Genomic DNA, 24,954 nt, shown 5'->3' with positions numbered 1-24,954 from the left:
TTCTCAGCAATTGACGCGATGAGACGTGATGATCGCGCCCTTTCGTGCCGCCCCGCGCCAACCGTGCGCGGCGGTGCGAACCGACCGTCCGGTCGGCGCCGCGCGCGTGCGCCGGCGGGCGTTCCGGCCGCCGGACGAGGCGTCAGGCGCGCCTCGCCATCGGCGCGCCGGCCTGCGAGGCGCCACCCTCTTCCGCCTTCAGCGAATTCAGCATCCGCTGCAATGCGCGGGCGGTCTCGATCGGCCGCTCCATCGGGAACAGGTGGCTCCCCTCGAGCCATTCGATGCGTCCGCGCGTCGCGCGGCGCGTCGCTTCGAGTCCGACCTGCCGGACCTCGCGCGAGCGCGTGCCGGCGAGAAAGCCGAGCGGCACCGGCGCGCCGTGCGCGAGCCGCGGGCCGAGCGTGTGCGGCAGCGTCCGGTAGATCAGGTATTCGACCTGACGGTCGAACGCCAGCGCGCGCTCGCCGTCGGCGCCGGCCTGCGGGATCCCGTGGTCGATATAGTCGGCGAGCATCCGCTCGTCCCAGCGCGCGAACGCGGGCTTCTCGCGGAAGTGCCGCCAGACCTCCTCGCGGCTCATCCAGCGCGTGCGCCGGTTGCGCGTCGCCGCGGCCGGCGACAGCCGCTCGTCGAGCCCCGCCCACTGGCTCGCGCGCAGCGCGCCGGCACGCCAGCCCGCGATGATCGGCGAATCGATCATCACGACGCCGCGCACCCATTGCGGCTTCTTCAGCGCGGCCATCAACGACAGGTAGCCGCCGAGCGAATGGCCGACGAGCCAGACCGGGCGCTCGTAGCGGCTGCCGATGTCGTCGAGCAGTTGCTCGACGAGATGCGGCCAGTCGCGCGTCACCGGGTAGCGGCGGTCGTGGCCGATCCGTTCGATGTAGCGCAGCTCGTAGTCGTCGGCCAGTTCGGCGAAGATCGTCCGGTAGGTCGACGCCGGGAAGCCGTTCGCATGCGAGAAGTGGAGGATGTCCTTCAAACGCCGATGTCTCCTTGGTCGACGGGAGCGGTGCTTCGGCACTTGCTCCCGTCCCGTGCTTCGTATTCTGTCGGAACCGTGCTTCGGCACGCTACGCCGGCCCCGGGCTTTCCCCTGACAAGCCGGCCTTCGCCGCGCTTACCGGTCCATCCAGTACCGGCGCCGTTCGTCGCGATAGCGCGCGAATGCAAACCCGCCGCCGGCCGGCGCGACGTCGAATCGCACGGCGCCGTCGCGATCGGTGCGCGGCAACGGAATCCCGCGCGCCTCGTAGCGGGCGAGCACGGTCCGGTGCGGATGCCCGAAACGATTGCGATAGCCTACAGGAAATACCGCGACGCGCGGTCCGACCGAATCGAGGAAAGGCTCGATCGACGACGTGCGGCTGCCGTGGTGAGGAACGACCAGGATCTGCGCGGCCAGCGCGTCGCGCGCATCGGCCACCAGCCGGCGCTCGGCGGCGGCCTCGATGTCGCCCGTCAGCAGCGCCGACGTGCCGCCCGCATCGATGCGCAGCACACACGATTGGCCGTTCGACGAACCCGTGCCCACCCCGCCCGGCGGCCACAGCATCGTGAACACGACGCCGTCCCACGTCCACCGCTGCCCGGTCGCGCACGGCAGCCGATCGGTCACGCCGGCCGCCTGCGCATCGCGCCACAGCCGATGCCGCGGCGCAATGCCGGCCAGCAGCTGGCGCACGTCGGTGGCCGCATAAACGGCCGGTGCGCCGCCCGCATGATCGGCATCCGCATGACTGAGCACGAGCGAATCGATCGTCGCGATGCCGCGCGCCCGCAACGCCGGCGCGACGATCCGCGTACCGGCGTGGGACGACTCCACGCCCGGCCCCGCATCGAACAGCAAGGTCCGCCGCGCGGTTTCGACCAGCACCGCCGCGCCCTGCCCGACGTCGAGCACGGTCAGCCGGAAGCCGCCCGGCGGCGGCGCATCCGGCGCCGGCGCGACGAGCGGCAGCCACGTCAGCGGCGCCGCCCAGCGCAACGGCCAGCCGCGCGGCATCAGCGCCCACGCGACACCCATGCATGCCAGCGCCAGCACCGGCCAGTCGGGCATGCGCAGCCAGAACACGCCGGCCGGCCAATCGGCCAGGTGCCCGAGCAGCGTCATCATCGGTGCGAGCGCCGCATGCGCAAGCCGAAAGGCCGCCGCATCGAGCGGCGGCGGCAGCGCGATGCCGGCCAGCACGACCGGCGTCACGACCGAGCTGACCCACGGAATCGCGAACGCATTGCCGAACGGCCCCGACAGGGAAACCTGCGCGAACCATGCGGCGGTGAGCGGTGCAAGCCCGATCGTCACCGCGTACTGCACGCGCGTCGCCTCGGCGAAGCGGCGCCGGCAGCGCGTCGCCCACGCACGCAACCGGCTCCGCAAGCCGGCCATGCGGCTTTCCGCGCCCGCTTCGTCGATCCCGTCGGCCTCGCGCACCGCGCGCCAGCCGGCAACGGCCAGCAGGATCACCGCGACCGCACCGAACGACAGCCAGAACCCGGCCGACAGCACGGCCCACGGATCGGCGAGCAGCACGCCGCCGAGCGCCACGCACAGCACCGCCGACGTCGGTACGCTGCGGCCGGCCAGATACGCGATGCCGCCGGCCGCGATCATCCACCACGCGCGCTGCGCCGGCACGTTGAAGCCGGCGAGCGCGGCATAGCCCGCCGCGGCGGCCAGCGCGGCAAGCGCGGCCGCGTAAGGCGCCGGCAGCACGAGCGTCGCGGCTCGCCCGCGCCAGCGCACGCGGCGCCAGACCATCGAGACGAGCCAGCCGGCGATCGCGCCGACCAACCCGACGTGGAGACCGGAAATCGCGACCAGATGGCTCGTGCCCGTGTTGCGCAGTACGCGCCAATCGTCGTCGCCGATGCCCGACTGGTCGCCGATCGCCAGCGCGGCGACGATGCCGCGATGCGCCGCATCGGTACCGAGCACCTCGTCGATGCGTGCCCGCAGGACGTCGCGCACCCGATCGATCGCTGCACGCCATCCCGATGCGCGCCCATCGAGCAGGACCGCCCGACGCGGCGCACTGACATAGCCGATCGCCCGGATGCCCGCGGCGAGCCACGCCGCCTCGCTGTCGCGCACGCCGGGATTGGCCTCGGCATGCGGACGCTTGAGACGCACGACGAAATGCCAGCGCTGGGCCGCACGCAAATCGGGAAGCGCATCGCGTGTCGCGGATGCGCCATACGCGCGCCACGACAACCGGATCAATGGCGGAAAACGGGTGAGCCCCGCATCGTTCGATTCGACCGCGAACAGCAGCCGCGCACTTGTCTCGTCGACGACGGGCAGCCCGCGGATCACGCCCGTGACGACGATGTCGCGCCCTTCCCACTCGACGGGCAGACTGTCGCGCAGCCGCCATTCGGCTCGCGCGGCCGCATAGCCGAACCCCGCGACGCCGGCCGCGACCGCGCACAGCATCCATCCGCATGCAACGACCGCACGCGTGCGCCGACGACGCACGCACCACGCGCCCAGCGCCGCGCAGCCCGCGAGCACGGCTGCTCCGATCGTCCATGCGATCGCCCCCGGCAACGCCGCCTGCCGCTGCAGCACGACGACGCCGAGCGCGAACGCGATCCACCACACGCGCATTCCGCCTCCTCGTCGACCCGGCGCCACCCCTGCGAATGCGGTGCCTTCCGGCAACGATTATGCGGACGAAAGTGCGAGTCGCGGCAGCGCGGCGAGCGCGTTAGCCGAAGTGCATAGGGACAATTCGCCGGCATCGAGCCCGCGCAATTCGGCGAGCACGCCGCCGATGCGCGGCACCTGGTCGGGCGTATTGCGGGATTTGTATGCCCATTCGGGCGCGATGTCGGGCGCGTCAGTCTCGACGACGAGCGCGTCGAGCGGCAATTCGGCGGCGAGCCGGCGGATCTGCCGCGCGCGCGTGAAGGTCACGTTGCCGCCGAAGCCGAGATGCAGCCCCTGCGCAAGATACGCTTCGGCCTGCTGGAAACTGCCGTTGAACGCATGCGCGATGCCGCGCCGCACACCGAAACGGCGCAGCCCGGCCAGCACGCGGTCCTGCGACTTGCGCACGTGGCACAGCACCGGCAAATCGAATTCCCGCGCCAGCCTGAGCTGGCCCTGGTAGAAGAACTGCTGCCGGTCTTCGTCGAGGCCCGGCACGAAATAGTCGAGCCCGATCTCGCCGATCGCGACGAAACGCGGATCGTCGAGGCTCGCCTCGATCTCCATGCGCAGCCGGTCGAGATCCGCGTCGCGCGCCTGCGGCGTGTACATCGGATGGATGCCGAGCGCGTACACCGCGCCCGGCGTGCGCTGCGCGAGTTCGCGCACCGTCGTGAAGTTGTCGCGCCCGATGCTCGGAATCACGATGCGCGACACGCCGGCCGCGCGCGCAGCCTGCGCGACCGCGTCGCGGTCGGCGTCGAATTCGGCGGCATCGAGATGGCAGTGCGTGTCGATCCACATGGCAGCGGTCCTGCGCCGTTGCGCCGTGCCGGATGAGCCGGCGGCCGGCCAAGGGCGCGTTCCTTCTTACACCGGCAGCGCCGGCTCCTCGTGCAGCACCCCGTCGCGCAGCCGCATGATGCGGTCGCAGCGCGCGGCGAGATCGGGATCGTGCGTGACGATCACGAAGCTCGTTTCGAGCGTCTCGGACAGTTCGAGCATCAGGTTGAACACCGTGTCGGCCGTCGTGCCGTCGAGGTTGCCGGTCGGCTCGTCGGCGAGCACGCAGGCCGGCTTCGTGACCAGCGCGCGCGCGATCGCGACACGCTGCCGCTCGCCGCCCGACAGCTCGCCCGGCCGGTGCTTCGCACGCGGACCGAGACCGACGCGTTCGAGCATCGTCTGTGCCTGCTCGCGCGCGTCCTCGGTCGTCATCCGGCGGATGCGCAGCGGCATCGCGACGTTGTCGAGCGCCGTGAACTCGGGCAGCAGGTGGTGGAACTGGTAGACGAAGCCGAGCGCGCGGTTGCGCAGTTCGTTGCGCTCGCGCTCGGCGAGTTGCGTAAACGGCTTGCCGAGCAGCGACACTTCGCCGGCGCTCGGCTCGTCGAGCCCGCCCAGCACGTGCAGCAGCGTGCTCTTGCCGGAGCCCGACGCGCCGACGACCGCGAGCTTCTCGCCACGCCGCACCGTCAGCTCGGTGTTGTTGAGCACCTGCACGTTGAAGCCGCCCTGCACGAACGCCTTCGTGATCCCGCGCGCCTGAAGCACGTATTCCTGCATACCTGCCGAATCCTGTTTGTTGTGTTGTCGTGAATCCGCGAATGCGGTCGCGCGGTCATTCATAGCGGAGCGCCTCCGCCGGTTTCACCTTCGCGCCGCGCCAGCTCGGATAGAGTGTGGCGACGGCCGACAGCGCGAACGCGATCAGCCCGATCCGGATCACGTCGCTCGCGACGAGTTCGGATGGCAGCTCGCTGATGAAATACACCGACGGCGGCAGGAACTGCACGCCGAACAGGTGCTCGATCATCGGAATCAGCCACGGGATGCTCCACGCGATCAGGCAGCCGAGCGCGACGCCGGACGCGGTGCCGACGAAGCCGATCGTCACGCCCTGCACGACGAAGATCTTCATGATCGACCCCGGCTGCGCGCCGAGCGTGCGCAGGATCGCGATATCGGCCTGCTTGTTGGTCACCGTCATCACGAGCGACGACACGAGGTTGAACGCGGCCACCGCGATGATCAGCGTGAGGATGATGAACATCATCCGCTTCTCGATCTGCACGGCCGAGAACCACGTCTTGTTCTGCTGGGTCCAGTCGCGGATGTACAGGCTGCCCGACAGCGTATGCGACAGCTCGACCGCGACCTGCGGCGCCTTCTGCATGTCGGTGAGCCGCAGCCGCACGCCGGTCGGCGCGCTCATCCGGAACAGCGCCTCGGCGTCGCGGATGTTGATCATCGCGAGCGTGCTGTCGTATTCGTAGTGGCCCGATTCGAACACGCCGACGACCGTGAACTGCTTCAGGCGCGGCATCATGCCGGCCGGCGTGATCGAGCCTTCGGGCGCGACGAGCGTGACCTTGTCGCCGACCGTCACGCCGAGGTTGCCGGCGAGCGCGTCGCCGAGCACGATGCCGAACTGGCCCGGCACGAGCGCGCCGAGCTGGCCGCCCTTCATGTCCTTGCCGATGTCGGACACCTGCGGTTCGAGCGTCGGCTCGACGCCGCGCAGCATCACGCCGCTCACCGCGTCCTGGCGCGTGAGCAGCGCCTGCGCGTCGACGTACGGCGCCGCGCCGATCACCGACGGATTGCGGCGCGCTTCCTGCGCGGTCAGTTGCCAGTCGGGCATCGAACCCGTCGGCGAGAACACCTCGACGTGCGCGAGCACCGACAGCATGCGGTCGCGCACTTCCTTCTGGAAGCCGTTCATCACCGACAGCACGACGATCAGCGCCGCGACGCCGAGCGCGATCCCGAGCATCGAGACGAGCGCGATGAAGGAAATGAAGCCGTTGCCGGTCGTGCGTTTGCCGGCGCGCGTGTAGCGCCAGCCGATCTGCCATTCGTACGGAAGTTTCAAGCGAATCCTTTCTGCTGGTTACGGCGGGATGGCGGCCCGCGGCCGGACCGCCATCCGGCGGCGGCCGCCCGGGCGCGATCGAAAAAACGGTCGCGGGACGCGAACGGGCGGTCAGCCGGCCCGATCACGCGCGCAGTTTGCCATACAATGCGCACCATCATGCACGACCGACGCCTCCATTTTCTCGTTCCGTTCGCGCTGCCGTCCGCGGCCGATGCGGCCTCGTCCCTGCACACGCTCGACAGCCCCGCGCTCCAGAAGTTGCTCGCCCGCGCGAGCCTCGTCGAGCGCGTGGCCGGCGAGGACTTCCAGCGCACGCTGCCGCACGAGCGCTGGCTGGCCAGCCGGTTCGGCGCCACGCACGGCAACGCCGCGGACGAGGCGCCGCTCGCGCCCTACATGCTGCTGGCCGACGGCGGCGATCCCGGCGCGCACGCATGGGCGTGCGTCGAGCCCGTGCACGTCGAAATCGCGCACGATCACCTGGTGCTCGTCGACCCGGCCGCCCTCGCGCTCGACGACGGCGACGCGGCCGCGCTGCTCGCGGTCGCGCGGCCGCTGATCGAGGAGCTGGGCGTGCGGCTGGAAGCGCCGAACCCGGCGCGCTGGTATCTGTCGAGCGATCAGCTCGCGCGCCTCGCCGGCGCTGCGCCGCTGCGCGCCAGCGGCCGCAACATCGAGATCTGGCTGCCGCACGAGGCGCATACGGGCGAGCGCTCGCGGATGTGGATGAAACTGCAGAACGAAGTGCAGATGGCGTGGTTCCAGCATCCGGTGAACGAAGCCCGCGAGGCCCGTGGGCTGCCGGCCGTCAATTCGATCTGGTTCCATGCACAGGGCACGCTGAAGCCGGTCGGCAAGCCGTTCGCGCGCGTGCTGTCCGCGTCGCCCGCCGCGCTCGGCCTCGCGCGCGCCGCGCAAACCGAAGCCGGCAGCCCGCCCGCGACGTTCGGCGCGCTGCCGGCCGCCGACGGCGCGACGCTCATCGAGCTGCCGGCGCTGACCACCCCGTTCATCGAGCAGGACTGGGCGCGCTGGCACGACGGACTCGCCACGCTCGAGCGCGACTGGTTCGCGCCGGCGCTCGCCGCGCTGCAGACCGGCGAGCTGGCGGCCGTCGATTTCACGCTGTGCGGCGACACGAGCTCCGTGACGCTGCACGCGACGCGCGGCGACCTGCGCAAGTTCTGGCGCCGCCGCACGCTCGCCTCCCTGTTCGAATAACCAAGCCAACCCGAATGACCCGGATCGTTACCCGCCCCGTCGCGCCCGCCGACGCCGAAGTGCTCGCGCGCCACGGCCTGCACCCCGTTCTCGCGCGCCTGTACGCTTCGCGCGGCGTGCAGTCGCCCGTCGACATCGAGACCGCGCTCGCACGCCTCGTGCCGCCCACCGAGCTGAAAGGCTGCGCCGATGCGGCGGTGCTGCTCGCCGACGCGCTCGCCGACAAGCGGCGCCTGCTGGTCGTCGCCGACTACGACTGCGACGGCGCGACCGCCTGCGCGGTCGCGGTGCGCGGCCTGCGGATGTTCGGGGCGCAGATCGACTACCTGGTGCCGAACCGCTTCGAATACGGTTACGGCCTCACGCCCGAGATCGTCGAGCTCGCGGCCGCGCGCAAGCCCGACCTGCTGATCACCGTCGACAACGGGATCGCGAGCGTCGCCGGCGTCGAAGCCGCGAACGCGCGCGGCATCGACGTGCTCGTGACCGACCACCACCTGCCCGGCGACGCGCTGCCCGCCGCACGCGCGATCGTCAACCCGAACCAGCCCGGCTGCGCGTTCCCGAGCAAGCACCTCGCCGGCGTCGGCGTGATGTTCTACGTGCTGCTCGCGCTGCGCGCCGAGCTGCGCCGCCGCGGCGCGTTCGCGAGCAAGGAAGCCGAGCCGCGCCTCGACGGCCTGCTCGACCTCGTCGCGCTCGGCACCGTCGCCGACGTCGTGCGGCTCGACGGCAACAACCGCGTGCTCGTCGCGCAGGGGCTGCAGCGCATCCGCAACGGCCGCATGCAGCCGGGCATCGCCGCGCTGTTCCGTGCCGCCGCGCGCGAAGCGCGCACCGCGTCGGGCTTCGATCTCGGCTTCGGCCTCGGCCCGCGCCTGAACGCCGCCGGACGGCTGTCCGACATGTCGCTCGGCATCGAATGCCTGATCACCGACGACATCGGCCGCGCGTGGGATCTCGCGCAGCAGCTCGACGTGATGAACCGCGAGCGCCGCGAAATCGAGGCCGGCATGCAGCAGCAGGCGCTCGCCGATCTCGCCGACGTCGATCCGGCCGACGCATGCACGATCACGCTGTTCAATCCCGAGTGGCACCAGGGCGTGATCGGCATCGTCGCCGGCCGTCTCAAGGAAAAATTCCACCGCCCGTCGTTCACGTTCGCGCACGCCGACGACGACGGCAAGCGGGTCAAGGGGTCCGGCCGGTCGATCGCGGGCTTCCACCTGCGCGACGCGCTTGACCTCGTGTCGAAGCGCGAACCGGACCTGATCGTCGCGTTCGGCGGCCACGCGATGGCGGCCGGCCTCACGCTCGACACCGAAAACGTGCCGCGCTTCGCGGCCGCGTTCGAGGCCGTCGCGCGCGAATGGCTGTCCGACGACGCGCTCGCCCGCGTGATCGAAACCGACGGCGAGCTCGAGGACGCGTACTTCACGCCGCAGTTCGTCGGCCTGCTCGACGAGGCCGTCTGGGGGCAAGGGTTTCCGGCCCCGCTTTTCTCGGGCGAATTCGACATCGTGTCGCAGTCGCTCGTGAAGGAAAAGCACCTGAAGCTGCAGCTTGCGCGCGGCCGCCAGCGCTTCAACGCGATCTGGTTCAACCATACCGAGCCGCTGCCGGCGAGCGCGCTGGTCGCGTACCGGCTCGTCGCCGATACGTGGAACGGCGTCACGCGCGTCCAGTTGATCGTCGAACACGCGGCCGGCTGAGCCCGCCACCCGGCCGCGACGCGCCGCCGCACGCGTGCGCGCCGCGCCGGACGGGGCCGTCGACACGCGTGCAGGCACCGTTTGCGTCACCGGGCAACCCTGCCGATCGGCTATAATTCCGCTTTTTTACGAAGCCGGAACAGCGAACGATCATGGAAGCGGAACGTCTCAACGCGATCGAAAGCTCCCTGCTCGACCTGCGCAATCGCGCGGGCGAGCTTCGGGGGTATCTTTGACTACGACGCCAAAGCTGCGCGTCTGACCGAAGTCAACAAGGAACTCGAAGACCCGAACGTCTGGAACGATTCGAAGAACGCCCAGGCGCTCGGCCGCGAGAAGAAGCTGCTCGAAGGCGTCGTCACGACGCTCACGGCGCTCGATAGCGACCTGCGCGATGCACTCGAGCTGTTCGAGATGGCCCGCGAGGAAGGCGACGAGGATACGCTTCTCGCCTCGGAGGACGACGCCGCGAAGCTCGAAGCGCGCGTCGGCGACATCGAGTTCCGCCGGATGTTCTCGAACCCGGCCGATCCGAACAACTGCTTCATCGACATCCAGGCCGGCGCCGGCGGCACCGAGGCATGCGACTGGGCGTCGATGCTGTTGCGCCAGTACCTGCGCTACTGCGAACGCAAGGGCTTCAAGGCCGAAGTGCTCGAGGAGTCCGACGGCGACGTCGCCGGCATCAAGAACGCGACGGTCAAGGTCACGGGCGAATACGCATACGGCTTCCTGCGTACCGAAACGGGCATCCACCGCCTCGTGCGCAAGTCGCCGTTCGACTCGTCGGGCGGCCGCCACACGTCGTTCTCGTCGGTATTCGTCTATCCGGAAATCGACGACTCGATCGAAGTCGAGATCAACCCGGCCGACCTGCGCATCGACACGTACCGCGCATCGGGCGCCGGTGGCCAGCACATCAACAAGACCGACTCCGCGGTGCGGATCACGCACATGCCGACGGGGATCGTCGTGCAGTGCCAGAACGACCGCTCGCAGCACCGCAACCGCGCCGAAGCGATGGCGATGCTGAAGTCGCGCCTGTACGAAGTCGAAATGCGCAAGCGCCAGGCCGAGCAGGACAAGCTCGAATCGAGCAAGACCGATGTGGGCTGGGGCCACCAGATCCGCTCGTACGTGCTCGACCAGAGCCGCGTGAAGGACCTGCGCACGAACGTCGAAATGAGCAACACGCGGGCGGTGCTCGACGGCGACCTCGACGACTTCATCAGCGCGAGCCTCAAACAGGGCGTGTAAGCGCCGCGGCGCGGCCTGCCCGCGCCGCCCTTTCCGTTTGCGTTGCCGCACCCCACTCCGAATTCCGACCATCATGACCGAACCGACCCAAACGCAGCCCGCCGTCACGGCGGACGACAACCAGATCATCGCCGAGCGCCGCGAGAAGCTGCGCGCGTTGCGCGAGCAAGGCGTCGCCTATCCGAACGACTTCCGGCCCGAGCACCACGCAGCCGACCTGCAGGCCAAATTCGCCGATTCGGACAAGGCCGCGCTCGAAGCGAACCCGGTCGAGGTGTCGGTGGCCGGCCGCATGATGCTCAAGCGCGTGATGGGCAAGGCGAGCTTCGCGACGGTGCAGGACGGGTCGGGCCAGATCCAGTTCTTCGTGACGCCGAACGACGTCGGCGCCGACACCTACGACGCGTTCAAGAAGTGGGACCTCGGCGACATCGTCGCCGCGCGCGGCGTGCTGTTCCGCACCAACAAGGGCGAGCTGTCGGTCCAGTGCAAGGAGCTGCGCCTGCTGTCGAAGGCGCTGCGACCGCTGCCGGACAAGTTCCACGGCCTGTCCGACCAGGAAATGCGCTACCGCCAGCGCTACGTCGACCTGATCGTCACGCCGGAAACGCGCGACACGTTCCGCGCCCGCACGAAGACGATCGCGTCGATCCGCAAGTTCATGGACAACGCCGAATTCATGGAAGTCGAGACGCCGATGCTGCACCCGATCCCGGGCGGCGCGGCCGCGAAGCCGTTCGTCACGCATCACAATGCGCTCGACATGCAGATGTTCCTGCGCATCGCGCCGGAGCTGTACCTGAAGCGCCTGATCGTCGGCGGCTTCGAGCGCGTGTTCGAGATCAACCGCAATTTCCGGAATGAAGGCGTGTCGCCGCGTCATAACCCGGAATTCACGATGATGGAGTTCTACGCCGCGTACACCGACTACCGCTGGCTGATGGACTTCACCGAACAACTGATCCGCCAGGCGGCGATCGATGCGCTCGGCACCGCGACGATCCAGTACCAGGGCCGCGAGCTCGACCTCGCGAAGCCGTTCCATCGCCTGACGATCACCCAGGCCATCCAGAAGTACGCACCCGACTACACCGACGGCCAGCTGTCGGACGACGCGTTCCTGCGCACCGAACTGAAGCGCTTCGGCGTCGACGTGTCCCAGCCGGCGTTCCTGAACGCAGGTATCGGCGCGCTGCAACTCGCGCTGTTCGAGGAAACGGCCGAGGCGCAGCTGTGGGAACCGACGTTCATCATCGACTACCCGATCGAGGTGTCGCCGCTCGCGCGCGCATCGGATACGGTGCCGGGCATCACCGAGCGTTTCGAGCTGTTCATGACCGGCCGCGAGATCGCGAACGGCTTCTCGGAGCTGAACGATCCGGAAGACCAGGCCGCGCGCTTCAAGAAGCAGGTCGAGCAAAAGGATGCGGGTGACGAGGAAGCGATGTTCTTCGACGCCGACTACATCCGTGCGCTCGAATACGGGATGCCTCCGACGGGCGGCTGCGGGATCGGCATCGACCGTCTCGTGATGCTGCTGACCGACAGCCCGACGATCCGCGACGTGCTGCTGTTCCCCCATCTGCGCCGCGAAGACTGACGGCCGCCCCCGCGTGTGCGCCGCGCCCCGTGGCGCGCACGCGTCAGCTTTGTAACGACGCGTAAATCCCGTCAGGCGGCGTCTGCCGGCCTTCGATCCCTCCCCGTTTTATTCCCCCGTCGCGACGCCTTTCTCCGGGTTTTCCCGGAAACGGCCGCCGGCGCCCGGCTGCAATTCGTTACACCTTGATACGGCGCGCCGCTTGGCCGTGGACGACACTCCTGTTGCGTCACCACGCATGACCACGGGACCAGAACGAGGCGCCGGAACGCCGAGTCTGCTCGCTCCCGAGCGTGGGATCCTGTTCCGGCGCAGTGCGCCGATCCGGATCGACCTTGGAGAAAAAAATGGACAACCAGACTCAGACCACGCCGCAAAAGCAACGCCTCCACCCGCTCATCGCCACCGCGGCCGGTGCCGTCATCATCGCCAGCCTCGCGGCGACGGCAGCGATCACGGGCGTATTCCCGAAGGCCAGCAGCAGCAATGAACAGAACGGCCAGACCCAGGCCGCGCTGATCGCGTCGCAACCGGCCGTCGATACGGCCGCGGCCGCCAGCGCCGCGCTGGCCGCGCAAGCGCAGCGGCAGGCAGCGGAACAGGCCGCCGCGCAGCAGAAGGCCGCCGTCGCGCAGGCCGAGCCGAAGCCGGCGCCGCACCCGGCTGCGCCGCACCGCCGTCATGCGACCGCCCCGCAGCCGCCGCAATACGCGCAGCAGCCGTCGGCGCCCGCGCAAGCCTACTGCCAGAGCTGCGGCACGGTCGTCGCGATCACGCAGACGCGCACGCCGGGCCAGAGCTCGGGGATCGGCGCCGTGGGCGGCGCAGCAGCCGGCGGCCTGCTCGGCAACCAGTTCGGCAACGGCAACGGCCGCACCGCGATGACGATCATCGGCGCGCTGGGCGGCGGTCTCGCCGGTAACCAGGTCGAGAAGCAGGTCCGCGCGGAAACCGACTATCAGGTGCAAGTGCAGATGGAAAGCGGCGCGACGCGCACGTTCACGTACCACAACCCGCCGCCGGTCGGCCAGGGCCAGCGCGTGCGGATCGAGAACGGCACGCTGGTCGGCGCGTAAGCACCTGATCGCGTAAGCGCCGGCGCCCTTGCCCGCATGTCGTGCGCGGGCATCCCGCCAAAAACGAAAAACGGCTCGCGAGCAAACGCTCGCGAGCCGTTTTTCATGGGCGCGGCGTGCGCCGTGGCGGCGCATGCCCTGACCGGTCGGTCAGTCTTCGTCGTCGAAATCCGCTTCGTCGATCCAGTGTGCCTGGATCGCCTCGAGGATCTTCTCGCCCGAGTGCGTCGGGTCGTCGGCGAAGCCGTCGAGTTCGAGTACCCACTGGCGCAGGTCGACGAAGTTGACCCGCTGCGGGTCGATGTCCGGGTACTTGTCCGCCAGCGCAATGGCTATTTCACGCGAATCGGTCCATTTCATCGCCTGCCTCCGGTTCCTGTCAGTGATTTTCCTTCGCGTGGTTGATCGAGTACTTCGGAATCTCGACCACCAGGTCCGAATCTTCCTTCACGATCGCCTGGCACGACAGGCGCGACGTCGGCTCGAGGCCCCACGCCTTGTCCAGCAGATCGTCCTCGTCCTCCTCGGACGGCGTCAGATCGTTGAAGCCTTCGCGGATCACCACGTGGCACGTCGTGCATGCGCACGACTTCTCGCATGCATGCTCGATCTCGATCCCGTGATCGAGCAGGTTGTCGCAGATACTCTTGCCGGGCGTCGCGTCGATCACCGCGCCATCCGGGCACAGTTCGACGTGAGGCAGCACCACCAGTTGAGGCATGTCCGTTCCGTCAGTCAGGGTGCGGCGCCACGCGCCGCATGGTTCATCGTCGCGCGGGCCGTTGCCGGCCGATGCGCGGTTCGTGGGTTCAGATCTCGTCGAGCCGGCGGCCCGACAGCGCGCGCTTGATGCTCTTGTCCATCCGGCGCGCCGCGAATTCGTCGGTACCGTCGGCCAGCGCCTTGGTCGCCGCTTCGATCGCATTCGTATCGTCGCCCTGCGCGACCGCGCGCAACGCCACGGCCAGCGCGTCGATCTGCTCGCGCTCGGCGGCATCGAGCAGCTCACCGTCGGCCGCCAGCGCGGCCTGCGTCGCCTCGAGCATCCGCTCGGCCTCGACCTGCGCTTCGCGCAGCGCGCGGGCGCGCATGTCGATTTCGGCGGTCTTGAAGCTATCCTCCAGCATTTTCGCGATGTCGTCGTCGGCGAGGCCGTACGACGGCTTCACGACGACCGATGCCTCGACGCCGGACAACTGCTCGCGTGCAAACACCGACAGCAAGCCGTCCGCGTCGACCTGATAGGTCACGCGAATGCGTGCGGCGCCCGCCGTCATCGGCGGAATGCCGCGCAGCTCGAAGCGCGCGAGCGACCGGCAGTCGGCGACGAGCTCGCGCTCGCCCTGCACGACGTGGATCGCCATCGCGGTCTGGCCGTCCTTGAAGGTCGTGAATTCCTGCGCACGCGCGATCGGAATCGTCGAGTTGCGCGGAATGATCTTCTCGACGAGCCCGCCCATCGTCTCGACACCGAGCGACAGCGGGATCACGTCGAGCAACAGCCAGTCGTCGCCGGTGCCGCGATTGCCCGCGAGCAGGTCGGCCTGGATCGCCGCGCCGAGCGCGACGACCTGATCCGGATCGAGGTTCACGAGCGGCGGCTGGCCGAAATACCTGGCGACCGCGTCGCGGATCACCGGCATGCGCGTCGCGCCGCCCACGAGCACGACACCCTTGATGTCGGCCGGCGTGACCTGCGCATCGCGCAGCGCCTTGCGGGTCGGCGTGAGCGTGCGCTGCACGAGCGGCTCGACGAGCGACGCGAACGTGTCGTGCGAAATCGTCTGCACGAGCCGCGCACCACTCGACAGCGTCACGTCGAGCGCCGCCTGCGGCGCGGACGACAGCGCTTCCTTCAGCACCCGCACACGATCGAGCAGCAGGCGCACGTCCTCGGGCGCGAGCGTCTTCGCGTCGATACCGGCCTGCGCGAGCACGTGAGCGAACAGCGCATGGTCGAAATCGTCGCCGCCGAGCGCCGAATCGCCGCCCGCGGCCAGCACTTCGAACACACCCTTCGTCAGCTTCAGGATCGACAGGTCGAACGTGCCGCCGCCGAGGTCGTACACCGCGTAAAGGCCTTCGGCCGCGTTGTCGAGACCATAGGCGATCGCGGCGGCGGTCGGTTCGTTCAGCAGGCGCAGCACGTTGAGGCCCGCGAGACGCGCGGCATCCTTGGTTGCCTGGCGCTGCGCGTCGTCGAAGTACGCGGGCACCGTGATCACCGCGCCGACCAGATCGTCGCCGAGCGAATCCTCGGCGCGATGACGCAGCGTCGCGAGAATTTCGGCCGAGACTTCGACCGGGCTCTTCACGCCGTCGATCGTGCGGATCTGCACCATGCCCGGCGCATCGACGAATTCGTACGGCGCGTTCGCCGCGCCTTCGACTTCGGCCTTGCCGCGGCCCATGAAGCGCTTGACCGACACGATCGTGTTGCGCGGATCGGTCGCGGCCTGCTCCTTCGCTTCGTGGCCGATACGGCGGCCGCCCTTCTCGAGGTAACGGACCACCGACGGCAGCAGCACGCGGCCCGCTTCGTCCGGCAGGACTTCAGGCACGCTGTTGCGCACGGCGGCGACGAGCGAGTTCGTCGTGCCGAGGTCGATCCCGACGGCGAGTCGCCGCTGGTGCGGCGCCGGCGCCATGCCCGGTTCGGAAATTTGCAGTAAAGCCATCTTGGTTCGTTCGGGCGCTCGGCCCGTTTGCTGCGCGTGCCGCAAGGCACGCGGTTAAGTTTCGAGACGCTCGATCTGCGCGCCCACTTCCGACGCGACCCGTTCGATGAACATCAGCTGACGCACGGCTTCCGCAGCGGCCTGATCGGCACCGCTGTCGAGCAGCGTGCCGAGGCGCTCGACGCGCACGCGCTTCTCGTCGCGCAACTCGGTGAGCAATGCATCGAGCGCGTCGACGTTGCGGGCGGCCGCGGCATCCTCGATGCCCTCGCGCCACTCCATCTGCTGCATCAGGAATGCAGGTTCCATCGCGGTGTTGTTTTCCGCGCCGATGTCCACGCCGCGCAGCGACAGCAGGTAGGACGCGCGCTTCAGCGGGTCGCGCAGCGTGCGGTATGCCTCGTTCGCGCGGGTGGCCCATTGCATCGCGATGCGCTTTTGCGCATCGCCGGCCGCCGCGAAGCGGTCCGGGTGCACCTGCGTCTGCACCGTCCGGTAGGCGGCGTCGAGCGCCGTCTCGTCGAGCGCGAATTGCGCCGGCAGGTGAAACAGGTCGAAATGGCTGTCTTTGAGCGAAACCATTGTCGCGTTCAATTCCGGTTCGTCGCGCGGCAAACGCCGCACATTAAAAAGGCGGCCCGTGCCGCCTCTTGCCCGCATCGCGCGGAGGGAGCCGCGTCACACGCGGAACGATTCCCCGCACCCGCACTCGTCCTTCACGTTCGGGTTGTTGAACTTGAACCCTTCGTTCAGGCCTTCGCGGGCGAAGTCGAGCTCGGTGCCGTCGATATAGGCGAGGCTCTTCGGATCGACGATCACCTTCACGCCGTGGCTCTCGAACACCTGATCCTCGGGAGCCAGCTCGTCGACATACTCGAGCTTGTACGCGAGCCCCGAGCACCCGGTCGTGCGAACGCCAAGCCGCAGGCCCACCCCCTTGCCGCGACGGACGAGGTATTTCTGGACGTGCTGTGCTGCTTTTTCGGTCAGTGTAATTGCCATGATGTCCTTGCCGCGGCGTGCCACCGGGGCCCGCCGCGTTTCCTTCCTAGCCGCTCTCGATGCCGCTCAGGCTGCTGCCTGATCGCTTTCCTTGGTGTCGTGGCGCTTCTTGTAGTCGGCCACGGCTGCCTTGATCGCGTCTTCCGCGAGGATCGAGCAGTGAATCTTCACCGGCGGCAACGCGAGTTCCTCGGCGATCTGCGTGTTCTTGATCGACAGTGCCTCGTCGAGCGTCTTGCCCTTCACCCATTCGGTGACGAGCGAGCTCGATGCGATCGCCGAACCGCAACCGTAGGTCTTGAACTTCGCGTCTTCGATCACGCCGTCCGCGCCGACGCGAATCTGCAGCTTCATCACGTCGCCGCAAGCCGGCGCGCCGACCATGCCCGTGCCGACCGTGTCGTCGTCCTTCGCGAACGAACCGACGTTGCGCGGGTTTTCGTAGTGATCCAGAACCTTGTTGCTGTAAGACATGACTCAGACTCCTTGACTCGTTACGCTGCGTGCGTCAATCCGCGCGCGGTTGCATTCAATGCGGTATCAGTGTGCGGCCCATTCGATCGTCGACAGATCGATGCCTTCCTGGTGCATTTCCCAGAGCGGCGACAGTTCGCGCAGCTTCGCGATCTTGCTGTTCAGCAGGTCGATCACGAAATCGACTTCCTGCTCCGTCGTGAAGCGGCCCACCGTGAAGCGGATCGAGCTGTGCGCGAGTTCGTCGTTGCGGCCGAGCGCACGCAGCACGTACGACGGCTCCAGCGACGCCGACGTGCACGCGGAGCCCGACGACACCGCGACGTCCTTGATCGCCATGATCAGCGACTCGCCTTCGACGAAGTTGAAGCTGATGTTCAGGTTGTGCGGGACACGTTGATCCATGTCGCCGTTCACGTAGGTTTCCTCGATCTGCGACAGGCCGCGCAGCAGCTTGTCGCGCAGCATGCGGATGCGCTCGTTCTCGGTCGCCATTTCCTCGCGCGCGATGCGGAACGCTTCGCCCATGCCGACGATCTGGTGCGTCGGCAGCGTGCCCGAACGCATGCCGCGCTCGTGACCGCCGCCGTGCATCTGCGCTTCGATGCGCACGCGCGGCTTGCGACGCACGTACAGCGCGCCGATGCCCTTCGGGCCGTAGGTCTTGTGTGCCGAGAACGACATCAGGTCGACCTTCAGCTTCGCGAGGTCGATCACGACCTTGCCGGTCGACTGCGCGGCATCGACGTGGAACACGATGCCCTTCTCGCGGCAGATCTCGCCGATCGTCTCGATGTCCTGAATCACGCCGATCTCGTTGTTCACATGCATCACCGACACGAGGATCGTGTCCGGGCGCAGCGCGGCCTTGAACACGTCGAGGTCGATCAGGCCGTCATCCTTCACGTCGAGGTAGGTGACGTCGAAACCGTCGCGCTCGAGCTCGCGGCAGGTGTCGAGCACGGCCTTGTGCTCGGTCTTCACCGTGATGATGTGCTTGCCCTTGCCCTTGTAGAAGTTCGCGGCGCCCTTGATCGCGAGGTTGTCCGACTCCGTGGCGCCGGACGTCCAGATGATCTCGCGCGGATCGGCGTTCACGAGTGCGGCCACCTGCTCGCGCGCTTCCTCGACCGCGCGCTCCGCGTCCCAGCCATAGGCATGGCTACGCGACGCCGGGTTGCCGAACTGCTCGCGCAGGTACGGCACCATCTTGTCGACCACGCGCGGATCGACGGGCGTCGTCGCGCTGTAATCCATATAGATGGGCAGGTGGAGAGTCTCTTGGGTCATCTGTCGCTCCGGGTATTCTGTGCAGGGACTATGTGCGTTATGGGGTATGGCGGGCGCCTTCGCGCTCACGAACTCGCGATGTTGAACACCGAATTGGGGCCGAGCGGCATCGTGCGCACGGGCTCGGCCGGTGCGGCGACGGGCTCCGGCGCGCGACGGTCGCGCAGCACCGCCGGGGCGCCCTCGCGTGCGCGCTGCTGATCGACGAGATCCTGCAGCGACACCGAATCGAGGTATTCGACCATCTTCTGGTTCAGCGTCGACCACAGCTCGTGCGTCATGCAATGGCCGTCGGGCTGCTTCGAGCCGTCGCACGTGCCTTTGCCGCCGCACTGCGTGGCGTCAAGCGGTTCATCGACCGCGATGATGATGTCGGCAACGGTGACATCCTGCGCGCGACGCGCGAGGTTGTAGCCGCCGCCCGGGCCGCGCACGGATTCGACGATTTCATGCCTGCGCAGCTTGCCGAACAGCTGTTCGAGATACGAGAGCGAAATCCGCTGGCGCTGGCTGATGCCTGCAAGCGTCACCGGGCCCTGCTCCTGGCGCAGTGCCAAGTCAATCATCGCCGTGACGGCGAAACGGCCTTTGGTGGTGAGTCTCATGGTGTCTAGGGGACTGCAATCTTGACGATTTTGGTCAAGTATAAATATTTGACGTTTTTAGTCAAGTATCCATGTCTTTGAAAGGGTATTCGCAGACCGCTGAATACCGCCCGGTCAGCGCGCCGTGCGTGCGCGCAGCGTCTCCAGCAGCCCCGCGCATGCGCGCTCGACCTGGTCGAGCACCTGCTCGAAGCCCTGCGCGCCGCCGAAATAGGGGTCGGCCACTTCGGTTTCGGTCGCGCCAGGTGCGAATTCCATCAGCAGGCGCACCTTGTCGCGATGCTGCGGCGGACAACGGCGGCGCAGTTCGGCGAGATTCGCTTCGTCCATCGCGAGCAGCAAGTCGAACTGCTCGAAATCCGCCGCGCTCACCTGTCGCGCGCGCAACGCCGACAGATCGTAGCCGCGGCTACGGGCCGCCGCCTGCGCACGCGTATCGGGCGGCTCGCCCACGTGCCAGTCGCCGGTGCCGGCCGAATCGATCGCGATCCGGTCGGCCAGCGCGGCCGCGTCGACCTGGTGGCGCATCACGCCCTCCGCGGTGGGCGAACGGCAGATGTTGCCGAGACAGACGAAACAGATCGCAACGCGGGTCATCGCACTATCGGAAAGCCGCGGCGAGCCGCGTGGGTGAAGAACACGCCATTATACAAAGGGGGCCTAAATCGCGCCGCCGCGCGAAGCGACGGCGCCATGCCTCACAGCGCCTTCGGCGCAGCGAGCACAATGTCGCCGGATGCTGCCGGCAGCGGCTGCGCCGCGTCGCCGACCAGCCCGAACGACACCGCGCGCGCCAGTTCGGCGGACGCCTGGTGAACCTCGAGTGGGCCGCGCGACGGCGCACCGGCCATCGCATGCAGATAGGCAACCGCTGCCAGCGGGACCACGATTGCCAGCGGCCAGTACATCGATATTGTCTTTTTCATGATGCGGACCTCCTTGACCTCGTACCCCGAAACCCAATTCCGGGGACTACAGACGAGATTCTATAGGTCGCATCTATCGAGATAAATATGCAAATAGCGAACGCACTGTTGCTGCCCGCTGAACAGTGTCAGCCGAGATGGCTTTGCGACGCCGCGTACAGCTCGCGGAACGTGCGCCCGGTCGGCGTCGGCATGTCGCGCGTATCCATCCAGCCGCCCATCATCGGCAGGCGCCGCAGCGTGCCGGCGTTGCCGCCCAGCCGCTCGAGGACGCGCACCGCGAGCTTCGTCGTCAGCGCATACAGCATCGGCCGCCGTGCGAAGAAGCCCCACACGGCGAGCCCTGCGCGCTCGCGCCAGGGCCGCAGGTGGCGCTCGACCTGCTTCTCGCGCAGCGTGCGCAGCAGGTGCGACAACGGAATCCCGGCCGGACATACGCTGTCGCATTCGCCGCACAGCGTCGCGGCCTGCGGCAGGTCGAGCGTGCGGTCGAGTCCGACGTAGCTCGGCGTCAGCACCGATCCCATCGGGCCCGGATAGACCCAGCCGTACGCATGACCGCCGACCTTCTGGTACACCGGGCAATGGTTCATGCACGCGCCGCAGCGGATGCAGCGCAGCATCTCCTGGAATTCGCCGCCGATCAGGCCGGTGCGGCCGCCGTCGACGAGCACCACGTAGTTGTGTTCGGGGCCGTCCTCGTCGCCCTGCCCGCGCGGCCCGCTCAGCAGCGAGAAATAGTTCGACGTCTTCTGCCCCGTCGCGGAGCGCGGCAGCAGACGCATCGCGGTCGCGAGATCCTCGAGCGTCGGCAGCACCTTCTCGATGCCCGTCACCGCGACATGCACGCGCGGCATGACCGTGCACATGCCCTCGTTCCCTTCGTTCGTCACGAGCGCGACCGAGCCCGTTTCCGCGATCACGAAGTTGCCGCCCGTCACGCCCATGTCGGCCGACATGAAATGCGGGCGCAGCACCTCGCGCGCCTCGCGCGTCATGTCCGGAATCTCGGTGAGCCGCTCGCGCCGGTGCGTACGCGCGAACAGGTCGGCGATCTCGTCCTTGTCCTTGTGCACGACGGGCGCAATGATGTGGCTGGGCGGCTCGTTGTCGTTGATCTGCAGGATGTATTCGCCGAGGTCCGTCTCGATCGACTGCACGCCCATCTCGGCGAGCACCGCGTTCAGGCGCATTTCCTCCGACACCATCGACTTGGTCTTGATGACCTTCTTCACGCCGTGCCGGCGCGCGATGTCGGCCACGAGCCGCGCGGCGTCCGCGGTCGTTTCGGCGAACAGCACCGTCGTGCCGCGCCGCGTCGCCTCACGCTCGAACGCCTCGAGCCACACGTCGAGATTCTCCAGCGCACGGTTGCGGCGCGCCTTGAGCGCGGCGCGCGTGGCCGGGAAGTCGATCATGGTCATCGCATCGGCGCGCGCGGACACGAACTTCGTCGACAGCTTCTTCAGGTTCTGCTGCAGGCGCTCGTCGGCCAGCTTCTGGCCGGCGCGCGCCTTGAAATGCATCGATTGGACTTGCATCGCGGTATCGGGGAAAAGTGAGCGGAACCGGGCGTCAGACGTCGCCCGCCAGCACCTGCGCGACGTGCAGCACGCGCGTGTCGCGGTCGCCGGTGCGGCGCAACCGCCCTTCGATGTTCAGCATGCAGCCGAGATCGCCGAGCACGACGGCGCCCGCGCCGGACGCGCGCACGTTCGCGCATTTCTCGTCCGCGATGGCCGCCGAGATGTCGCCGTACTTGACCGCGAACGTACCGCCGAAGCCGCAGCAATGCTCGCAGTCCTTCATCTCGGTCACCGCGACGCCGCGCTGCGCGAGCAGCGCGCGCGGCTGCGCCTTCACGCCGAGCTCGCGCAGGCCCGAGCACGCGTCGTGATAGGTGACCGGCCCGGCGAATTCGCCCGGCGCGAGCGACACCTTCGCGACGTTGGCAAGGAAATCGGTCAGCTCGTGGACTTTCTGCTGGAACCGCGTGTAGCGCCCCATCAGCTCGGGATCGTCGCGGAACAGGTCGCCGTAGTGCGTGCGGATCATCCCGCCGCACGAACCCGACGGCGCGACGACGTAATCGAACTGCTCGAACTCGCGCAGCGTCTTTTCAGCGAGGTCGCGCGCGAGCGCGCGGTCGCCCGAGTTGTAGGCCGGCTGGCCGCAGCAGGTCTGCGTGGGCGGCACGATCACCTCGTAGCCGGCGTCGCGAATCAGCTTGAGCGCCGAAAAACCGATTTCGGGGCGCATCAGGTCGACCAGGCAGGTCACGAACAAACCGACTCGCATACGTGCTCCTTCGAGAAAACGGCCCTCATTATCCGACGTTTGGCCAGCAAGACCAACGCCGGCGCGCGCGCAAGCCCCGGTGCGCGAAGCGAGAACTTCCTCGAACGGCGTTCGCTTTTTTCACAATACGAGATACAATCGGTTCAACACCGCTTGACGCGTCAACCGATTCCTCCCCCGACATGAGCCAACCCAACCCGGATTCAAAAACGTCGATCCAGGTGATCGAACGCATGATGCGGTTGCTGGACGCGCTCGCCGCGCACAGTGACCCGGTCAGCCTGAAGGAACTTGCGCAGCGCACGGAGCTGCACCCGTCGACCGCCCATCGCATCCTCAACGACATGGTGACCTGCCGTCTCGTCGACCGCTCCGACCCCGGTACCTACCGCCTCGGTATGCGGCTGCTCGAGCTCGGCAATCTCGTGAAGGCCCGCCTGTCGGTGCGCGACGCGGCGCTGATGCCGATGCGCGAGTTGCACCGCCTCACCGGGCAGACCGTGAACCTGTCGGTGCGCCAGGGCGACGAGATCGTCTACATCGAGCGTGCGTACTCGGAGCGCTCGGGGATGCAGGTCGTTCGCGCGATCGGCGGCCGCGCCCCGCTGCACCTCACGTCGGTCGGCAAGCTGTTCCTCGCGGCCGACGAAACGTCGCGTGTGCGTGCCTATGCGACGCGCACGGGGCTGTCCGGCCATACCCAGAACAGCATTACCGAGATCTCGAAGCTCGAGCGCGAACTGACCCTCGTCCGCCAGCAATCGTGCGCGCGCGACAACGAGGAACTCGAACTCGGCGTGCGCTGTATCGCCGCCGGCATCTACGACGATTCGGGCAAGCTCGTCGCGGGCCTGTCGCTGTCGGCACCGGCCGACCGCCTGCAGGATGCGTGGCTCGGCCAGTTGAGCCGGACGGCGCTCACCATCTCGGAATCGCTGGGCTACCGGCCGGCGCCCGTGAAGGACGTGGACGGGTTGCAGCGGCAGGCGTAAGCCGCGCCATCGGCCCGGTTCCGACTCCGGTTCCGCCGGACGAAAAAAGCCCCGCGATTGCGGGGCTTTTTCTTTGCGGCGACCGGTACGGCGGCGAACCGCCGCACACGATCAGGTACCGCCGCTCGGCGTGTTGGCCGCCGTCAGGCGCTCGCCGCCGCCGGCATCGAGCCAGTTGCGCAGGCGCGATGCGTCGGCGAAGCGCGAATACTTGCCGAACGAATCGAGCAGCACCATCACCATCGGCCGGCCGTGGATCGTTGCCTGCATCACGAGGCATTCGCCCGCTTCGTTGATGAAGCCCGTCTTCTGCAGGCCGATGTCCCACGAGCCGTTGCCGCGGATCAGCGCGTTGGTGCTGTTGTAGACCAGGTTACGCTTGCCCGTGTACACCTCGTAGGTGCGATCGGTCGAGAACTGGCGGATCATCGGGTACTGGTACGCCGCATTGACCATCTTCACGAGGTCGCGCGCGCTCGACACGTTCGAGCTCGACAGGCCGGTCGAATTCTCAAAGTGCGTATCGGTCATGCCGAGCGACTTCGCCTTCGCGTTCATCGCCGCGATGAACGCCGGACGGCCACCCGGGTAGTAACGCGACAGCGCGGCGGCCGCGCGGTTTTCCGACGCCATCAGCGCGATGTGCAGCATGTCCTCGCGCGACAATACCGAGCCGACCGACAGGCGCGAGCCCGTGCCCTTCTCGTAGTCGCGGTCTTCGTCGGTGACTTCGAGCGGGTCGGTCATCGGCGACTTCGAGTCGAGCACGACCATGGCCGTCATCAGCTTCGAGATCGACGCGATCGGCACGACCGCGTGCGAATTCTTGTCGAACAGCGGCTCGCCGGAATTCTGGTCGACGACGTACGCGACGCTGGAGCGCAGCGCGAGCGCGTCGGGCGTGTCGTGCAGGCCGAATGCCTGGCCGACCGTCGGACGGCGCGGCTGGAACGCGACCTTGCGCACCGCGCCGCGATGGCCGCCATGCACGCCGTTCGCCGCGAGCGTCATGCGCTTTCGCGACGCTTTCGCGCGCGGCGCATCGGCCGCGGCGACCTTCGCGGAGTTGTCGGAGCTCGCCTTGGCCGACTTCTTCTTCGCTGACGAAGCAGGAGCGACGGCTTTTTTCTTGGCGGCTTGGGTCTTCGCAGTGGCGGCGAAGGCGTCAGCAGGCGTGACGGACGCGGTGGTCGCGAGCAACGCGACTGCGACCGACACAGCCGTGCCGAGCGTCATGCTCTGCAACAATCTGCGCGGTGAAAACGATTCGGCTTTCATTGGGGTCTG

At 68.1% G+C, this 24,954-nt stretch carries 24 protein-coding genes; 6 read left to right on the top strand and 18 right to left on the bottom strand.

Annotated features, from left to right (window positions below; translation table 11 throughout):
• Positions 1-142: 142 nt before the first annotated feature.
• The 5 genes from C4B30_RS10775 to C4B30_RS10755 all read right to left on the bottom strand — a co-directional run bounded on the left by C4B30_RS10775 (position 143) and on the right by C4B30_RS10755 (position 6,533).
• A complete protein-coding gene (locus C4B30_RS10775; protein WP_027784851.1) occupies positions 143-988 on the bottom strand; it encodes an alpha/beta fold hydrolase in 846 nt (281 codons plus the stop codon).
• A gap of 138 nt (positions 989-1,126) precedes the next feature.
• Positions 1,127-3,616 (bottom strand): DNA internalization-related competence protein ComEC/Rec2, encoded by a 2,490-nt coding sequence (locus C4B30_RS10770; RefSeq protein ID WP_027784852.1) that lies wholly within the window; start codon positions 3,614-3,616, stop codon positions 1,127-1,129.
• A gap of 57 nt (positions 3,617-3,673) precedes the next feature.
• Positions 3,674-4,462, bottom strand: coding sequence for a TatD family hydrolase (locus C4B30_RS10765; protein WP_027784853.1), 789 nt, complete (start codon positions 4,460-4,462; stop codon positions 3,674-3,676).
• Positions 4,463-4,528: 66 nt separating this feature from the next.
• Positions 4,529-5,287 (bottom strand): lipoprotein-releasing ABC transporter ATP-binding protein LolD, encoded by a 759-nt coding sequence (lolD, locus tag C4B30_RS10760; protein WP_027784854.1) that lies wholly within the window; start codon positions 5,285-5,287, stop codon positions 4,529-4,531.
• On the bottom strand, positions 5,280-6,533 hold the full coding sequence (locus tag C4B30_RS10755; protein WP_027784855.1) for a lipoprotein-releasing ABC transporter permease subunit: 1,254 nt from the start codon (positions 6,531-6,533) through the stop codon (positions 5,280-5,282). The genes lolD and C4B30_RS10755 overlap by 8 nt, the downstream gene beginning before the upstream one ends.
• Before the next feature lie 147 nt (positions 6,534-6,680).
• Here C4B30_RS10755 and C4B30_RS10750 point away from each other — a divergent pair, with 147 nt between their 5' ends.
• The 5 genes from C4B30_RS10750 (at position 6,681) to C4B30_RS10730 (ending at position 13,402) form a co-directional block, all read left to right on the top strand.
• Positions 6,681-7,757 carry a hypothetical protein gene (locus C4B30_RS10750; RefSeq protein WP_034185429.1) on the top strand — a complete coding sequence of 359 codons (1,077 nt, stop codon included), beginning with the start codon at positions 6,681-6,683 and terminating at the stop codon, positions 7,755-7,757.
• A 14-nt stretch (positions 7,758-7,771) separates the two neighbouring features.
• Positions 7,772-9,469 (top strand): single-stranded-DNA-specific exonuclease RecJ, encoded by a 1,698-nt coding sequence (recJ, locus tag C4B30_RS10745; RefSeq protein ID WP_027784857.1) that lies wholly within the window; start codon positions 7,772-7,774, stop codon positions 9,467-9,469.
• 152 nt (positions 9,470-9,621) lie between these two features.
• Positions 9,622-10,726 (top strand): peptide chain release factor 2 gene (gene prfB / locus C4B30_RS10740; RefSeq protein WP_105132571.1). Its coding sequence is split into 2 segments (ribosomal slippage): positions 9,622-9,702 and positions 9,704-10,726, totalling 1,104 coding nucleotides; the frame shifts between segments, so codons are not numbered across the junction.
• A 73-nt stretch (positions 10,727-10,799) separates the two neighbouring features.
• The gene (gene lysS, locus C4B30_RS10735) at positions 10,800-12,326 is read left to right on the top strand and encodes a lysine--tRNA ligase (protein WP_027784858.1); all 1,527 of its coding nucleotides are present in this window, start codon (positions 10,800-10,802) and stop codon (positions 12,324-12,326) included.
• Between the two features lie 347 nt (positions 12,327-12,673).
• Positions 12,674-13,402: a glycine zipper 2TM domain-containing protein gene (locus C4B30_RS10730; RefSeq protein ID WP_027784859.1), complete on the top strand. Its 729-nt coding sequence runs from the start codon at positions 12,674-12,676 to the stop codon at positions 13,400-13,402.
• Positions 13,403-13,552: 150 nt separating this feature from the next.
• On the opposite strand, the gene iscX is transcribed toward C4B30_RS10730, so the two are convergent.
• From iscX to C4B30_RS10670, 12 genes are all read right to left on the bottom strand, one after another.
• Complete coding sequence (gene iscX / locus C4B30_RS10725; protein ID WP_027784860.1) at positions 13,553-13,762, bottom strand: Fe-S cluster assembly protein IscX; 210 nt, start codon at positions 13,760-13,762, stop codon at positions 13,553-13,555.
• Positions 13,763-13,781: 19 nt separating this feature from the next.
• Positions 13,782-14,123, bottom strand: a complete 342-nt coding sequence (fdx, locus tag C4B30_RS10720) for an ISC system 2Fe-2S type ferredoxin (protein WP_006478392.1) — start codon at positions 14,121-14,123, stop codon at positions 13,782-13,784.
• An 88-nt stretch (positions 14,124-14,211) separates the two neighbouring features.
• Positions 14,212-16,080 (bottom strand): Fe-S protein assembly chaperone HscA, encoded by a 1,869-nt coding sequence (gene hscA, locus C4B30_RS10715; RefSeq protein WP_027784861.1) that lies wholly within the window; start codon positions 16,078-16,080, stop codon positions 14,212-14,214.
• A gap of 54 nt (positions 16,081-16,134) precedes the next feature.
• Positions 16,135-16,662, bottom strand: a complete 528-nt coding sequence (gene hscB, locus C4B30_RS10710; RefSeq protein WP_027784862.1) for a Fe-S protein assembly co-chaperone HscB — start codon at positions 16,660-16,662, stop codon at positions 16,135-16,137.
• A gap of 96 nt (positions 16,663-16,758) precedes the next feature.
• Positions 16,759-17,082, bottom strand: coding sequence for an iron-sulfur cluster assembly protein IscA (gene iscA / locus C4B30_RS10705; RefSeq protein ID WP_014896627.1), 324 nt, complete (start codon positions 17,080-17,082; stop codon positions 16,759-16,761).
• Between the two features lie 66 nt (positions 17,083-17,148).
• On the bottom strand, positions 17,149-17,556 hold the full coding sequence (iscU, locus tag C4B30_RS10700; RefSeq protein WP_006478389.1) for a Fe-S cluster assembly scaffold IscU: 408 nt from the start codon (positions 17,554-17,556) through the stop codon (positions 17,149-17,151).
• A gap of 66 nt (positions 17,557-17,622) precedes the next feature.
• A complete protein-coding gene (locus C4B30_RS10695) occupies positions 17,623-18,846 on the bottom strand; it encodes an IscS subfamily cysteine desulfurase (protein ID WP_027784863.1) in 1,224 nt (407 codons plus the stop codon).
• A 65-nt stretch (positions 18,847-18,911) separates the two neighbouring features.
• Complete coding sequence (iscR, locus tag C4B30_RS10690; RefSeq protein WP_006401955.1) at positions 18,912-19,451, bottom strand: Fe-S cluster assembly transcriptional regulator IscR; 540 nt, start codon at positions 19,449-19,451, stop codon at positions 18,912-18,914.
• 114 nt (positions 19,452-19,565) lie between these two features.
• The gene (locus C4B30_RS10685; RefSeq protein ID WP_027784864.1) at positions 19,566-20,048 is read right to left on the bottom strand and encodes a low molecular weight protein-tyrosine-phosphatase; all 483 of its coding nucleotides are present in this window, start codon (positions 20,046-20,048) and stop codon (positions 19,566-19,568) included.
• 101 nt (positions 20,049-20,149) lie between these two features.
• On the bottom strand, positions 20,150-20,377 hold the full coding sequence (locus C4B30_RS10680; RefSeq protein ID WP_027784865.1) for a hypothetical protein: 228 nt from the start codon (positions 20,375-20,377) through the stop codon (positions 20,150-20,152).
• Positions 20,378-20,505: 128 nt separating this feature from the next.
• Complete coding sequence (locus C4B30_RS10675) at positions 20,506-21,918, bottom strand: lactate utilization protein B (protein ID WP_027784866.1); 1,413 nt, start codon at positions 21,916-21,918, stop codon at positions 20,506-20,508.
• A gap of 34 nt (positions 21,919-21,952) precedes the next feature.
• Positions 21,953-22,675, bottom strand: a complete 723-nt coding sequence (locus tag C4B30_RS10670; RefSeq protein WP_027784867.1) for a (Fe-S)-binding protein — start codon at positions 22,673-22,675, stop codon at positions 21,953-21,955.
• Between the two features lie 182 nt (positions 22,676-22,857).
• On the opposite strand from C4B30_RS10670, the gene C4B30_RS10660 reads away from it, so the two are divergent.
• Complete coding sequence (locus C4B30_RS10660; protein WP_027784868.1) at positions 22,858-23,667, top strand: IclR family transcriptional regulator; 810 nt, start codon at positions 22,858-22,860, stop codon at positions 23,665-23,667.
• 111 nt (positions 23,668-23,778) lie between these two features.
• Here the strand turns inward: C4B30_RS10660 and pbpG are convergent, their stop codons facing one another.
• The gene (gene pbpG, locus C4B30_RS10655) at positions 23,779-24,945 is read right to left on the bottom strand and encodes a D-alanyl-D-alanine endopeptidase (protein ID WP_027784869.1); all 1,167 of its coding nucleotides are present in this window, start codon (positions 24,943-24,945) and stop codon (positions 23,779-23,781) included.
• Positions 24,946-24,954: the final 9 nt, after the last annotated feature.

Origin of the sequence: Burkholderia sp. BE12 (genome assembly GCF_002959955.1) — a bacterium.
In the GTDB taxonomy this organism is placed as follows: domain Bacteria; phylum Pseudomonadota; class Gammaproteobacteria; order Burkholderiales; family Burkholderiaceae; genus Burkholderia.
The sequence above is the reverse complement of the archived record's forward strand: the minus strand, read 5'-3'. Positions and strand labels throughout refer to the sequence as shown.